Origin of the sequence: Parabacteroides vesiculifaciens (assembly GCF_049860805.1) — a bacterium.
Classification (GTDB): Bacteria; Bacteroidota; Bacteroidia; order Bacteroidales; family Tannerellaceae; genus Parabacteroides.
On record NZ_CP187555.1, the window covers coordinates 175,271 to 190,198 of the forward strand.

12 protein-coding genes and 1 tRNA gene are annotated in these 14,928 nt (G+C 44.9%); 8 read left to right on the forward strand and 5 right to left on the reverse strand.

Annotated elements, in window-relative coordinates; translation table 11 throughout:
* Positions 1 to 9: 9 nt before the first annotated feature.
* The 5 genes from ACPYIV_RS00765 (at position 10) to ACPYIV_RS00785 (ending at position 5,071) form a co-directional block, all read left to right on the forward strand.
* A complete protein-coding gene (locus ACPYIV_RS00765) occupies positions 10 to 627 on the forward strand; it encodes an HU family DNA-binding protein (protein ID WP_425885044.1) in 618 nt (205 codons plus the stop codon).
* Complete coding sequence (locus tag ACPYIV_RS00770; protein WP_293732322.1) at positions 624 to 767, forward strand: hypothetical protein; 144 nt, start codon at positions 624 to 626, stop codon at positions 765 to 767. The genes ACPYIV_RS00765 and ACPYIV_RS00770 overlap by 4 nt, the downstream gene beginning before the upstream one ends.
* A 396-nt stretch (positions 768 to 1,163) precedes the next feature.
* Positions 1,164 to 1,237: transfer RNA gene (locus ACPYIV_RS00775), tRNA-Arg, on the forward strand.
* Positions 1,238 to 1,690: 453 nt separating this feature from the next.
* Positions 1,691 to 3,583, forward strand: a complete 1,893-nt coding sequence (gene speA / locus ACPYIV_RS00780) for a biosynthetic arginine decarboxylase (protein ID WP_293732323.1) — start codon at positions 1,691 to 1,693, stop codon at positions 3,581 to 3,583.
* A 129-nt stretch (positions 3,584 to 3,712) separates the two neighbouring features.
* Positions 3,713 to 5,071 (forward strand): MATE family efflux transporter, encoded by a 1,359-nt coding sequence (locus ACPYIV_RS00785; RefSeq protein WP_293732324.1) that lies wholly within the window; start codon positions 3,713 to 3,715, stop codon positions 5,069 to 5,071.
* A gap of 26 nt (positions 5,072 to 5,097) precedes the next feature.
* Here the strand turns inward: ACPYIV_RS00785 and dinB are convergent, their stop codons facing one another.
* The 3 genes from dinB to ACPYIV_RS00800 are packed head-to-tail and all read right to left on the reverse strand — an operon-like array spanning position 5,098 to position 9,046.
* Positions 5,098 to 6,192 carry a DNA polymerase IV gene (gene dinB, locus ACPYIV_RS00790; RefSeq protein ID WP_301704965.1) on the reverse strand — a complete coding sequence of 365 codons (1,095 nt, stop codon included), beginning with the start codon at positions 6,190 to 6,192 and terminating at the stop codon, positions 5,098 to 5,100.
* Complete coding sequence (locus tag ACPYIV_RS00795) at positions 6,192 to 7,775, reverse strand: YfcC family protein (RefSeq protein ID WP_425885048.1); 1,584 nt, start codon at positions 7,773 to 7,775, stop codon at positions 6,192 to 6,194. The genes dinB and ACPYIV_RS00795 overlap by 1 nt, the downstream gene beginning before the upstream one ends.
* The gene (locus ACPYIV_RS00800) at positions 7,772 to 9,046 is read right to left on the reverse strand and encodes a DNA recombination protein RmuC (RefSeq protein WP_293732327.1); all 1,275 of its coding nucleotides are present in this window, start codon (positions 9,044 to 9,046) and stop codon (positions 7,772 to 7,774) included. Before ACPYIV_RS00800 ends, ACPYIV_RS00795 begins: the two co-directional genes overlap by 4 nt.
* Positions 9,047 to 9,206: 160 nt before the next feature.
* On the opposite strand from ACPYIV_RS00800, the gene tpx reads away from it, so the two are divergent.
* On the forward strand, positions 9,207 to 9,710 hold the full coding sequence (tpx, locus tag ACPYIV_RS00805) for a thiol peroxidase (protein WP_425885051.1): 504 nt from the start codon (positions 9,207 to 9,209) through the stop codon (positions 9,708 to 9,710).
* Between the two features lie 134 nt (positions 9,711 to 9,844).
* Positions 9,845 to 11,062, forward strand: a complete 1,218-nt coding sequence (locus ACPYIV_RS00810; protein ID WP_293732328.1) for an MFS transporter — start codon at positions 9,845 to 9,847, stop codon at positions 11,060 to 11,062.
* 25 nt (positions 11,063 to 11,087) lie between these two features.
* Here the strand turns inward: ACPYIV_RS00810 and ACPYIV_RS00815 are convergent, their stop codons facing one another.
* Both ACPYIV_RS00815 and ACPYIV_RS00820 read right to left on the reverse strand, forming a co-directional pair.
* On the reverse strand, positions 11,088 to 11,780 hold the full coding sequence (locus ACPYIV_RS00815; RefSeq protein WP_425885054.1) for a response regulator transcription factor: 693 nt from the start codon (positions 11,778 to 11,780) through the stop codon (positions 11,088 to 11,090).
* Positions 11,770 to 12,873, reverse strand: coding sequence for a sensor histidine kinase (locus ACPYIV_RS00820; protein WP_293739708.1), 1,104 nt, complete (start codon positions 12,871 to 12,873; stop codon positions 11,770 to 11,772). The genes ACPYIV_RS00815 and ACPYIV_RS00820 overlap by 11 nt, the downstream gene beginning before the upstream one ends.
* On the opposite strand from ACPYIV_RS00820, the gene ACPYIV_RS00825 reads away from it, so the two are divergent.
* The gene (locus ACPYIV_RS00825; RefSeq protein ID WP_425885056.1) at positions 12,859 to 14,871 is read left to right on the forward strand and encodes an outer membrane beta-barrel family protein; all 2,013 of its coding nucleotides are present in this window, start codon (positions 12,859 to 12,861) and stop codon (positions 14,869 to 14,871) included. The genes ACPYIV_RS00820 and ACPYIV_RS00825 overlap by 15 nt on opposite strands.
* The last annotated feature ends 57 nt before the right edge of the window (positions 14,872 to 14,928 follow it).

Below are 14,928 nucleotides of genomic sequence, written 5' to 3' on the forward strand. Positions count from 1 at the left end.
CAACAAAGAATGACTGCAAAGTATCAGTTTTTTAAAAATCCCCCTTCTTCCTTGGTTGAAACAGATGCAAAACAGGTCTTGCACGTACGGATCGTGAACCGGGATATCCTGTCTTTCAAAGATTTGTGTGAGCGGATTGCCGGACGAAGCACCTTTAACGCCGGTGAAGTGGAAGGTATTATGTCCCTGTTCAAGGAAGAGATGGTCAGCGCGCTTTCCGACGGAGATCGTGTCGAACTGGAAGATATCGGGATATTCGAGGCTACGGCCTCTTGTCCCCCGGTGTCCGATCCGAAGAAAATACGGGCGGAAAGTATTCATTTCTCGCGGGTAGTATTCAGGGCAGCCAAGTCGTTGAGGCGTAAAATGAACCTGATGAGGTTCGAACGGGCTGCCGGTTTCCGGAAACAGGAGACATTTCCGGAGGAAGAACGGCGCGCGCGCATCTTACGGTATCTTCAACGGAATGGAGAAATCAGAAGCTCTACCTGCATGGGGCTGAATGCCTGTTCGCGTTATCAGGCACAGGCGGATTTGAGCGGTTTGAATGCCAGTGGAAATATTCTGCGGTTAGGTGGCCCGAAAATGGCGGTTTATGTATTGGCGAATAAGGAGGAGGCGAAATGAAAATTACGTGGATAGAAGGAAATGGTGGCGGCCACAAAATGATCGAGCCTCAGTCGGCTATGGAAATGCTGAAAGATGAGAAAAAGAAAAACAACGTGTTGTCTTTGCGGCAGTCGAGTTGCTTGATTATATATCCATAGCCTCGGGGCGCAAATTCTGCAACCGACCCTTATTGGCTTTTGCCCGCACCCTGAACGCTTCCGGCCTGCGTTGCGTGCATATCAGGAGCGGGTATTGCTACCGGCCGATCAAAATATAATGGTTCGATAAGGCGGATAATAGAAGATGTAATCGGGACAGGGTGTGAAGGTTGTGGATGATGTGAAGGAGGGAGTGTCTGAAAATCATAATTGTAACCTCTTGTTATTCATTTGGCTATGCCTTTGTGAATATTGTGAATGATAATTATGTTCAAACTTATGTGGAAGAAGTGCTTCTGATAGGAATAATCGCTTTATATCCTCCGAAGTGAAAAAATGGCATGAAGCCTTTGTATATTTAAATAATAATACTACCTTTGCACCGCAAATAAGGATGGTTCCGTAGCTCAGCTGGATAGAGCAACGCCCTTCTAAGGCGTGGGTCGAGCGTTCGAATCGCTCCGGAATCACATATTTAGATACTAATCCCCGGTAGATGAAATATTTACCGGGGATTAGTTTTGAATGATGTCATGGATGTAGAGTTGGATAATTACAAGGTATTACGTTAGGAAGCATTGGATGTTGAACTGGAAGTAGACAGTATTATACATTCCGAAACATATCCTTTGATTTTTAGTAAGTACATCAAGCTATTAGGATATAAGCCTCGCAAGGTGTGAGGCTTTTTTATGTTATGGGTATTCAATATTCCTGCCTTTTTCGAACGATAGTATTGGTATGCCTTTTTCACTATCCGGATATTTTCTTGATTAAATCTGCCATAATTATATATCTATTGCTTATATTTACAACCATTTTGATAGATAAGCTCGTCGATAACCATATTGACTTGTAATGTCTGAACAATATCTGTTTGTTTATTCCAAATACAAAAATGTTTTTTTTGCACTGAAGAAGAAATGAGAAAATGGCGTATTGAAGACTCAGAAGAACTCTACAACATCACAGGTTGGGGTACTTCGTACTTTGGTATCAATGACAAAGGTCATGTAGTGGTAACTCCTCGTAAAGACGGCGTCGGTGTAGACCTGAGAGAGCTGGTCGACGAACTGCAATTACGGGATGTGGAGGCTCCTGTACTGATCCGTTTTCCGGATATCTTGGATAACCGTATTGAAAAGATTGCGAATTGTTTTAAGCAGGCTTCCGATGAATATGGTTATAAAGCGCAGAATTTCATCATTTATCCTATTAAGGTAAATCAGATGCGTCCGGTTGTCGAAGAAATCATTGGCCACGGCAAAAAGTTTAATTTGGGGCTGGAGGCCGGTTCCAAACCGGAGCTTCATGCGGTGATTGCAGTCAATACGGATTCTGATTCTTTGATTATCTGCAACGGTTATAAGGATGAGAGCTATATCGAACTGGCCTTGTTGGCACAGAAAATGGGTAAACGCATCTTTTTGGTTGTAGAGAAGATTAACGAATTGGCTCTGATTGCCAAGATGGCCAAACAACTGAATGTCCGTCCGAATATCGGTATCCGAATCAAGTTGGCTTCTTCCGGTAGCGGCAAATGGGAAGAGAGCGGGGGAGATGCCAGTAAGTTTGGCCTGACGTCCAGCGAGTTGCTGGAAGCGCTTGATTTCCTCGAAAAGAAAGATATGGCAGATTGCCTGAAGCTGATCCATTTCCATATCGGCAGCCAGGTGACCAAGATACGCCGTATAAAAACGGCTTTGCGCGAAGCGTCCCAGTTCTATGTGCAGTTGCATGCGATGGGTTTCAATATCGAGTTTGTGGATATTGGCGGCGGACTGGGAGTCGATTACGACGGTACCCGTTCTTCCAATAGTGAGAGTAGCGTCAATTATTCCATTCAGGAATATGTGAACGACTCTATTTCGACTATGGTCGATGTCAGTGATAAAAACGGCATTCCGCATCCGAATATCATAACGGAGAGCGGACGTTCGTTGACTGCTCATCATTCCGTGTTGATATTTGAAGTGTTGGAAACAGCTACGCTTCCCGAGATGGATGAAGAGTTCGAAGTGAGCGACTCGGACCATGAGCTTGTACATGAACTTTATGAGATTTGGGATAAGCTGAACCAGAGCCGTATGCTGGAAGCCTGGCATGATGCGCAACAGATACGCGAAGAGGCGTTGGATTTGTTCAGTCATGGTATTGTCGATTTGAAAACCCGCGCTCAGATTGAACGGTTGTATTGGTCGGTGACGCGCGAAATCAGCCAGATCGCTTCCGGGCTGAAGCATGCGCCGGATGAGTTTCGTAAGCTGGACAAGCTGTTGGCCGATAAGTATTTCTGTAACTTCTCGCTTTTCCAGTCATTACCGGACTCTTGGGCGATCGATCAGATATTCCCTATTATGCCTATCCAGCGGTTGGATGAGCGGCCTGACCGGACGGCAACCTTGCAGGATATAACCTGCGACTCGGATGGTAAGATCGCTAATTTTATTTCAACGCGTAATGTTTCCCATGATTTACCCGTTCATTCGCTGAAAGCGAAAGATGCTTATTATATCGGTGTCTTTCTGGTAGGTGCCTATCAGGAGATTCTGGGAGATATGCACAATCTCTTCGGTGATACGAATGCTGTGCATGTAACCGTGGATGGAAAAGGGTATAACATCGAGCAGGTGATCGATGGGGAAACCGTCGCCGAAGTGCTGGATTATGTCCAGTATAATCCTAAAAAACTGGTGAGGACTTTGGAAACTTGGGTGACTAAGTCTGTTAAAGAAGGACGAATCTCTGTTAACGAAGGAAAAGAATTCTTGTCAAATTATCGTTCCGGTTTGTATGGGTACACCTATCTGGAGTGATTCTTTATAAGATCACATATTTTGTGATGGACTAAAAGTTGGTATTTGTCGGACGCTGGTAACCTGAATGCTGTTGTGTATTCAGTGTTATCCGCGTCCGGTTTATTATATTTCCTGTTAGAATTAGTGATGAAGAATAAGTATGAAGAACGATTGGGTACGGAACGTATGTTACCACTCGTTTTCAAAATGGCACTTCCTGCCGTAGCCGCCCAGTTTGTCAATTTGCTTTATAATATTGTAGACCGCGTTTATATCGGGCATATCCCGGGGATTGGAACGGATGCGCTGGCCGGGGTAGGTGTGACGACTTCTATCGTGATTCTGATTTCAGCTTTTTCTGCTATTGTGGGAGCTGGTGGTTCGCCGTTAGCTGCTATTGCTCTGGGACAGAATAACCGGGAGCGTGCCGGAAAGATTTTGGGGAATGGGTTTATCTTGTTGATCCTGTTCACGTTGTTAACATCTTCCGTTGCTTATACTTTTATGAAGCCTATCTTGCTTTTTACAGGGGCTTCGGAAAATACGCTGGGTTATGCTGTCGATTATCTTTCGATTTACCTGTTAGGTACGATCTTCGTTGAAATATCAACCGGATTGAATGCTTTTATCAATACGCAAGGTCGTCCGGCTGTTGCTATGTGTTCGGTCTTGATCGGGGCGTTCATAAACATTGTACTCGATCCGATTTTTATTTTCTGGTTTGACATGGGGGTGAAGGGGGCCGCTCTTGCAACTGTCATATCCCAGGCTTGCAGTGCTATTTGGGTATTGGGGTTCTTGTTCTCGAGACAGGCTTCGTTACCTTTGGAAAAGCGATATATGAAGTTGGACCGGCAGATTGTGTTTTCGATGTTGGCATTGGGGGTCTCTCCGTTTATCATGGCAAGTACGGAAAGTTTGGTGGGGTTTGTCTTGAATAGCAGTTTGAAAGGTTTTGGGGATATTTATGTCAGTGCATTGACAATCCTACAGAGTGCGATGCAGTTTGCCAGCGTGCCGCTGACCGGGTTTGCGCAAGGTTTTGTGCCGATCGTCAGTTATAATTACGGGCATGGAAACAAGCAGAGGGTAAAGGATAGTTTTTATATTGTGCTGGCAATCATGTTTTCGTTTAACCTGGTGCTTATGCTATTTATGATTTTCTTCCCTTCGACGGTGGCATCTGCCTTTACAAGCGATGAAAATCTGATCGATACGGTACGTTGGGTAATGCCAGTCTTTTTGGGCGGTATGACGATCTTTGGTTTACAGCGTACTTGCCAGAATATGTTTGTTGCGCTGGGACAGGCTAAGATCTCTATTTTTATCGCATTATTACGGAAGGTTATCTTATTGGTCCCGTTGGCATTGGTACTTCCGCATTTTGTAGGGGTAATCGGCGTTTATGCCGCCGAAGCGATATCTGATGCAACGGCGGCAATTGTCTGTACGTTGTTGTTTGCCTGGCAGTTTCCCAAAATTTTGGGAAGAATGAAGGAAATTTAAATCTGATCTTAAGTCTTGCCTGCTTGCTACTCCTGGTTATCCCAGTCGCTGAATTCAAAACAGAGTTGTTCCCAACGGGCTTTCTCTTCGTTTTTCTCGTACGGATTGGAGACGGAGAGGCCGATCAGACGAATCGGGTGGGTAGTATATTCGATATCCTTCAACAACTCTTTGGCTAAGGGTAATATTTCGGATAAAGTTGTCAGTTCATGGCTTTGGGTGATACTTCTTGTTTTCTGGTTGAAATCATGGAATTTAATCTTTAAAGTAAGAGTGTTCCCTTTGAAACCGGTTCGTTGCAACCGTTCAATCAGTTCGGTAGCTACGTGATATAATTCGATGATAACGGATGATTGACGGGAAATATCTTTTTCAAGCGTATGTTCGCAACCTACGGATTTACGGATGCGGACAGCTTCGACGGGGCGCAGGTCTATCCCTCTTGAAAACTCATAATATAAAACTCCAGCTTTTCCGAATTGGCGGGTGAGCATTTCTTGTGAGCAAGCTCTCAGCTGTTCTCCGTTATGAATGCCTAATAAGTGCATCTTCTGGGCGGTGACAGGTCCGATTCCCCAGAAGGATTCGATCGGAAGACGTTTGATGAACTCTTCCGCTTGGGACGGATGGATAGTACAGAGGCCATCCGGCTTGCGATAGTCCGAGGCGATTTTGGCTAAAAACTTATTATACGAAACTCCTGCTGATGCAATCAGGTGCAGTTCTTCCCGTATCTTTTGTTTGATCGCTTTGGCTATATCGATGGCAAGCGGAATATTCTGCTTATTTTCGGTTACGTCCAGGAATGCCTCGTCCAGTGAAAGCGGTTCGATAATGTCCGTATACTCATGAAAGATTTCGTGTATCTGGCGCGACACCGCTTTATAGACATCCATTCGTCCGGGAACAAAGGTGAGTTGCGGACATAATCGTTTTGCTTTCTGTGACGACATGGCGGAGCGTACGCCGAATTTCCGGGCTTCATAGCTTGCTGTCGCTACAACGCCACGTTCCTCCGCATGACCGACAGCAAGCGGAATTCCGCGAAGTTCCGGATTATCCCGCTGTTCTACAGAAGCGTAGAATGCGTCCATGTCGATATGTATGATCTTCCGTTCCATTAAAATCCGTTCATCGGAATCAACACTGTAGGTATTAATAACAGGAATCCTACGATTATCAAAAGTAATATGAATTTCCATGCCCAGCGGAACCATTTATCGTAAGGAATGCGACTTACACCCAGAACGGCGATCAGCACTCCGGAGGTCGGGGTAATCATATTGGTGAATCCGTCGCCGAACTGGAAAGCCATTACGGTTGCCTGTTTGGATAATCCGATCAGATCGGAGAAGGGAGCCATGATCGGCATGGTCAGGGCTGCTTTGGCACTTCCGGAGGGAATGATAAGATTGATCAAGGTCTGTATCACATACATCATGCCGACAGTTGCCACTTGCCCGAGTCCTTCCATCCCTTTTGCCAGGTGGTAGAGAATGGTATCGATGACAAGCCCGTCTTTTAATATTACGATAATACCGCCAGCAAGGCCGACTACCAGGGCTGCACTCATAATATCTTTGCAGCCGTCCAGAAATAGTTTGACCAGTTCGTTGGGTGTCCGGTCGTTGGCGATGCCTGCAGCCAGTCCCAGGGCAAAGAACAAGGTCGCAATTTCCATGATATACCAGCCATATCCCATCACACCCGTTATCAGATAAAAAATCGTGAAGAAGAGGAGGTTCAGGATATAAAAATGGACTGTTTTGCGCAGGACGAACAGGGAAGTCAAGATAAAAGCAGCCGTTAGAACGGGAAGGAGAGGCAATCCTTTGATTATGCTGTTCCCGATTTGTAAAGTTGTTGCAGGGTAATAAGCTGCGAAAATGATTTGTATGACTGCCAATATACCAAAACTGATCCAGGCGGCACGTGGCGTATGATAGCTTACATCTAATGAGTTATTATTGTGCAGGTCCCGCCAATACTGGTCCTCTTCGTAGACTAACGATGTTTTCGGATTTTTCTTTACTTTAGCGGCATAACGCAGTATCCAGGCGAAACCGATTATGTTGATGACGATCCAGCAAAATATCCGGTATTCGATTCCTGAAAAGAGCGGAATACCGGCCAGACCTTGTGCAATACCGATTGTAAACGGGTTCAGTATCGCTCCGGCAAATCCTAATCCGGCGGCGACAAAGACCATGCAGACACCTGTAATGGAGTCATACCCCATCGAGATCGCCATCGGGACAAGCACCAGGCAAAATGCAATGGTCTCTTCACTCATCCCGAAGATAGCCCCGAATATGCTGAATAGTAGCATGATGGATGTCAGCAGGAAATTCTCTACTCCGATCTTGCGCAAGAAGCGGTTGCTTTCCATTTTACGGGCGAGGTGCAGGAAACTGACGGTTCCGATGTCAAAAGCCTTACTGTCATTGACGATCCAAAACGCTCCTCCGATGATCAGGATGAAAACAATAATATCTGCCTTGTCGACAAATCCTTTGTAAAAAGCCGAGAACACCTGCCAGGTCTGTGGAACATGTTCTACCGCTTCGTAGACAACCGTTTTTTCTCCGGCTGCATTGATGCTTTCCTTGTATTGTCCACCTGGAATGATCCAGGTGAGGGCGGCACAGAAAAGGATTATATAAAATATGATGGCGTATGTGTGTGGAATCTGTCTCTTTTTCATAATCCGTTTTCTTCTTCTTCGTCCGTTAATGAACCTATTTCGGGGAGAATGGCGCGTGCTTCGCTGTCGCTGAGTGTGTCTACATCTTTCAGCTTGCGTTGTATTGCACGGGTGCGCGTCCCTAACACCTCTTCGATCTGTCCGCTGGCTGTCTGCAAGTTCTTTTGTGCTTTTTCCAGCATACCGCCTACCTTCTCGAATTCTTTCTTTACTGCTCCCAGGATGGTCCATACCTCACCGGAGTGTTTCTGGATAGCGAGCGTGCGGAATCCCATTTGCAGGCTGTTCAGAATGGCGGCAAGTGTTGTCGGGCCGGTGACGACAACTTTATAGTTACGCTGTAGTTCTTCCAATAGGGAAGAACGACGCACAACCTCTGCATAGATTCCTTCAAAAGGTAGGAACATAATACCGAAGTCTGTGGTTGCAGGGGGAGCGAGATACTTATCGGAAATATCTTTTGCCATTTTTTTGATGGTTGTTTCCAACAGCTTTCCGGCTACCTCTATTGCCTGGGCATTGGCACGATCGTATGCATCGAGTAGCTGTTCGTAGACATCTTTGGGGAATTTTGCGTCTATCGGCAGATATACGAATTCACGGACATCGTCACGCCCCGGAAGTTTGACGGCAAACTCCACGACGGCATCCGAGCCTTTGCGGGTATGCACGTTCGCTTCGTATTGTTCCGGTGCTAAGATTTGTTCGAGAAGCATACTTAACTGGATTTCCCCGATATTCCCCCGTGTCTTTACGTTGCTGAGGACACGTTTCAAACCGCCGACATCCTGAGCCAACGTCTGCATTTCTCCAAGTCCTTTCTGTACGCTTTCCAGTTGTTCCGTCACAAGCCGGAAGGATTGTCCGAGCCGGTCGTTAAGTGTCTTTTGTAATTTCTCATCTACGGTTAAGCGGATTTCTTCCAATCGTTTTTCCGTGTTGGCGACGAGCAGTCGTTGTTGTTCGTCCAGGTTGGCAAACTTTTCCCGCTGCAGGTTGTTGAATGAAGCAATACCCCGTTCGAAAGCGTCCCTGAATTCGTTCATGGAACGAGTCAACTCTTCCCGGTTATCCCGGGCAACGATACGGCTTTCTTCCCGGTTCAGGCGAAAGTCTTCCCGAAAGTTTTTCTCGATACGTTCAAAAGAACGTTGCATTTCGTCGAGTAACCGTTTCAACTCGCTTGCGATGTCCGAATGGTCTTTCCGGGGACGGAAAAAGACCTGTAAAGCAATGATAACGACAAGTAAACAAATAATCAACCAATCCATTTCTTCCTATTTTGGGTCAAAGATAGAAAAAGAGTTATCGTCAGTAGTAATTAAAAAGAGTTAAAATGAGAAACATTATTCAGATTCCTTTGTTTAAGTTATACAAAGCAGCTTATATTTGTAAGCCGCTTTTGATAAAGTACATAAAATACTACAAAAGATGGCAAAGATAACATTTAAAGGTAATGAAGTCAATACGAACGGTTCATTGCCCGCAGTTGGAGCAGAGGCTCCTGATTTTAAAGGTGTAAAGAGTGATTTATCCGAATTGCATCTGAAAGATCTAAAAGGTAAGAAAGTCGTGATTAATGTATTTCCGAGTTTGGACACAGCAGTATGTGCCGCATCGGTAAGACGTTTTAATAAAGAAGTAGCTTCTCTTCCTAACACTGTGGTGCTTGCCGTATCAAAAGACCTGCCTTTTGCACAAGGACGTTTCTGTACCACGGAAGGTATTGATAAGGTGATTCCACTTTCTGCATTCCGTTGTTCTTGTTTTGAAAATGGGTACGGGATGCTGATGGTCGATGGTCCGCTGAAGGGTTTGTTAGCCCGTGGCGTGATAGTTGTCGACGAAGCTGGTAAAGTTGTTTATGAGGAACTGGTTTCTGAAATAACAAACGAACCGAATTACGAAGCCGCAATCGCTTCGCTAAAAAACTAATTAAGTAGATTATTGTTTTTCATTGGTTAAAGTTAAGGGTTAGTGTAGGAGGCCGTCGGATGTGAATCCCGCGGCCTTCGTTTTTTTATTTCAAATTTGTTAATTCGGATTTTATTCGTATACTTGCATTGTTTATGAATAACTGGAAAAAAGTATTCGTTATTATATGGACCGGGCAGTTTTTCTCTATCCTGACCAGCTCGATCGTTAATTTTGCAATTGTCTTATGGCTTAGTTTTGAAACTAAATCGGCGGAGGTATTAGCTTTAGCGACTATCATGGGCATGCTTCCCCAATCCGTATTGGGTTTGTTTACCGGTATTTTTGTGGATCGGTGGAAAAGAAAGCGAGTGATGATCCTGGCCGACAGTTTTATTGCTTTCTGTACGCTGATCCTGGCGGTCTTGTTTTATCTGGATATAGCGAAGATAGGGCACATCTATCTTTTGCTGGCCCTGCGTTCGGTCGGTTCGGCTTTTCATATGCCGGCTATGCAGGCATCAGTACCTTTGCTGGCCCCTAAATCGGAATTGATCCGGATTGCCGGGATTAACCAGATTATACAGTCGATTTGTAATATTGCCGGGCCGGCGTTAGCGGCTCTTTTCATCTCTTTTATGAAGATGACAAATATTCTTATGCTGGATGTGATCGGAGCAGCATTGGCATGTACGTCATTATTGTTTGTGACGATCCCTGATCCGGATAATACGGAAAGAACTCAAAAGGTCCGGCTGTTGAAAGAGGCGAAGGAGGCTTTTACGGAAGTGCGGCGCCAAAACGGATTGTCATTCTTATTTTTGCTATCTATCCTGGGAACATTCTTTATCATGCCGGTGAGTGTACTTTATCCGCTAATGACACTCAATCATTATTCGGGAAACGCTTTTCAGATCAGTCTGGTAGAGGTCGCTTGGGGGATTGGGGCACTGCTGGGGGGAACTTTTCTCGGCATGAAGAAATTCCGGTTGAATGAAATATCGCTGATTAACTGGATGTATATCCTTTTGGGGTTTACATTCGTGCTTTCCGGAATCTTACCGGTTTCAGGATATCCTTTGTTTGTCCTGTTGACGGCTGTCGGCGGAATTTCCGGTTCCCTTTATATGGCGTCTTTCACGACTGTTGTCCAGACCCGTATCGATCCGGTGGTAATGGGACGGGTGTTCTCTTTCTATATGAGTGTCAATATGCTCCCTTCCATGATCGGGCTGTTGAGTACGGGTTTTCTGGCAGATACGATCGGGATCGGAAACACTTTTATGATCGGCGGCGTATTGGTCGGGCTGATTGGAGTTGTCTCGTTCTTTATTCCCTCAATCGAAGATTTAAGAAACAGCTTCCGGAAATAGAATATGCGGGCCTGGTTCAAAGAAATTAAGGCAGTTCGCAGATTAATTTGTAACCGATTCCTCTTACGTTCAAAATCTTGATACGAGGATCTTTATCTAATTTATGGCGCAGCTTGGTGATGAAAACATGCAAGCTACGTGCATTATAGAAGCTGTCATCTCCCCATAGATTCAGCAGAATGTCTTTGCTGTAGATCGGTCGGTTCTCATTTTCACATAGGCGTTTCAGTATTTCGGATTCTTTATAGGAAAGTTTGTCGCTTTTGCCTGCTATCAGTAAGGTCTGAGTTTTAGGATAGAAAGTGTAGAGTCCGATCTCGTAAAACTCTGTTCTTTCCTTTTCCTGCTTATTTTTGATAAGCAGAGCTTTGGCACGAACGACCAGTTCGCGCAGGCTGAAAGGTTTGCGGACATAGTCATTTGCACCTAATTCAAAACCGGAAACAATATCGTCTGTCGAGGAACGGGCGCTTAGAAAGAGTACCGGCACTTCTTTGTTTTCCTTCCGTATCCGTCGGATCATTTCGAATCCGTCTATTTCCGGCATCATGACATCTGCGATAATCAGGTCGGGATCATACTTGTAGAAACGATCGATCCCATGCAAGCCGTTTTCGGCTGTTATAACCTGGAATCCTTCTTCTTCCAGTGTATCTTTGATGATCATGGAAAGGCTCTCCTCGTCTTCAACTAATAATATCGATTTCTTATCTTTCATTTGTTTGCGGTAATGTGATTATGAAACAACTACCCTTGCCGGGTTGGCTTTCTACCCGGATCGTGCCATTGTGCTTTTGTATCATTGTCTTGACATAAAATAGCCCGATGCCGTACCCTTTGACGGGAGGCTGTTTGCTGTTGGAGATCCGGTAGAATTTATCGAAGATATGTGTCAGATGTTCTTCCTCTATTCCGATGCCGTTATCGGTAATACGGATGATGACCGAGCAGTCTCTTTCTTCTGCCTCTATCCGGATTTGCGGATTATCACCGGAATATTTGATGGCGTTGTCTAAGATGTTACTCAAAATGTTGTAAAGATGCGTTCTGTCGGCCTCCAATATAATCCCGTCCGGCATAAACTCCTGTCGGACATGAAAGGGTTTGGGTGATTTGATGGTCTGTTGCTCGATGATCTTATCAAGCAGTTCGTTCAGGTTTACTTTTTCGTATTTGAGTTTGAAATCCTTTTTGTGTTCCAGGCTGAGCGAGAGGATTTGCTCGACCATATTACCGAGGCGTTGCAATTCCTCATGGCAGATATACAGGTATTTGTTTGTCTTTTCCTTGTTGCCGGTTATGTTGTAATGGATCATAGCCTCGACTGCTGCATAGGTGATCGCTATCGGCGTTTTCAATTCATGTGTGACATTGTGTGTGAAATCATCTTTCAGTTGTTCAACTGTTTTTTGGTGGATCAGGAACCAGAACATATAAGCGAAAGAAAGGATCAGGATCAAAAGGATCAGGAAAGAAGAGAACAGGATGCCCGACATCATCCGGATTGTAGCCCACCGGGTAGGCTCGGTGTAAACGAAATAAGCCCTTTTATGATAGGTCGTATAATCCCATTTATGTAAGTTGCATTTTGTCCGGTTCAGATTTGCCGGGACGGATGAAGTGATAACAGTGCTGTCTTCCAGGTCCCATATTTCGGTATAATGGCGAATATCCAATCCTCCTTTTTGCAGATGGGAAGACAGAATGCTGTCAAACTTCGCAAGGTCGATCGGTTTGACCGAGTCGATCACTTTCTGGTAAACGACAGCATAACGGTCGATCTGCCGGAAGTATTTGTGAAGGCGGAACATCCGTTGGTAAAAGTGTCGGAAGGAAAATTGCAGTATGATATTCCCAACCTGGTCAAAGATAAGCCGGTCGCTACGGCTTTCGATGTGATGGGCGAGTTACCTGGTGTACAGAAGGAAGAGGATAAGATATCGATTATCGGAACCACGTCCACGGCTATTTTGATTAACGGACGCAAAAGTTCTATGACGGTGGAACAATTGATCGAATTGCTCAAATCGACCTCTTCGTCCAAAGTCAGGCAGATAGATGTGATGTACAGTACCCCTCCCCGGTTCGGCGTGAAAGGGGCTTCCATCAATATCGTAATCGAGAATGACAAATCCTTGAAAGATGTGTTGAAAGGGGAAATCTCTCTGACGGGTGAACAAAGGTACTTCTTTTCCCCTTCTGGGCAGGCGAGCTTGTCATATATCGGGAAGAATTATTCGGCGGATATTTCCTATTCCGCTTCCTGCAATCGCGGTCGCCAAGAGGAAGATATGTTTGCCCAGCCGACGGTAAACGGACAGTTATATGATATCAAACAGGATGACTGGTATAATTTTGTAAGCCTGTCGCATAATATAAGAGGTGCATTTGACTTTGACTTGAAAAATAAAGACCGTTTGTCTGTCTCTTATACCGGTCGCTTTTATGATCCTGACAAGATATCGCGTAGAGGGGCTTCTACCGATTTTGCCGGTATAAAACGGGTAGAAACAGAACTGAAATTGTCCGGTGCATCCGATATGCATAATGCCCGGATCGATTATGTCAGTCATAAAGGGTTTAATACCGGGATGGATTATACTTTTTATAAGAATAACGATATACAGCATTTGGTGAATGATTTTGAGAAGGAGGATGAACAGGAGATTTCCACCTTGTCTTTCCAGCGGGTGCAACGTGGAAACCTGTATATAAACGATAGTCGTAAGTTGGAGAGAGAATGGGTATTGAATTATGGAATGGAAGCCTCTTTATCCGATACGCATAACGAATCCAGTCAGTCGATCGATATGGAAGTGGCGGCTGAAGGAACGTTCCGGCTGAAACAAAAGGATTATTCGGTAGGAGGTTTTATCGGTTTTACCAAGCAGTTCGGAAAGAAGATTTCGTTGGATGCCTCTGTTTCCCTGCAATATTATAAGGCTTCTGTCGATTCTGCCGGTAAGAAGAAAACATTATGGAACCGGGTGAACTTCTTTCCCCAATTGAATTTTACTTACAAGGTGAATCCGTTCGGTATGCTGATGCTTTCGTTTTCCAGCGATAAATCGTACCCGTCTTATTGGATGACGACTCCTAATACTTATTATATGAATGTGTACAGCTCCATGATCGGCAATCCCGACCTGAAGCCGCAACTTTCCTATTCCATGCAATTGAATTATATCCTTAAAAGCAAATATGTATTCGGCCTGTTTACCAATATCCAGCCCGATAAAATACAACAGATGACGTACCAGCGTCACGATGAGTTGAGGTCCGTTTTCCAGACGGTGAATATGGATATCTACAATATGTACGGAGCGGTTGCCGTCATCCCTTTCAGGCCTTTTGATTTTATGAGTTCCAGGCTGACGTTGATGGGGTGTGCCATTCATAACAAAGGGGCGCTTTATGATATCTCTTTCGACCGTAAAAAACTGTTTGGCCGGGCCGAACTGAACAATACGTTCTACTTGACCAAAGACCGGAACTTATCGTTGGAGTTGTGGGGCTATTGTATCTCTCCGGTAATACAGGGACTGTATGATATCGATCTGATATATAATGTGTCGGCTGGCCTGGCCTGGACATTCGCGAAAAAGAAGATGCGCCTGACGGTTCGGGGTAATGATTTGTTCGAGGGAGCCAATCCCGTCACCCATGTGGATGAACAGGGACAGAAAAGCCGGATGAAACTGTGGCAGGATAGCAGGAATGTGACGTTAACGCTGCGGTATAGTTTCGGTGGCTACAAAGAGAAAAAGGCAAAAGAGGTGGACACTTCACGTTTGGGAACGGGAATCTGAAATCCTGACCGGTGATATAGGTTTTATGACTATCTTTGGACTCCGATTCAGAGAAAT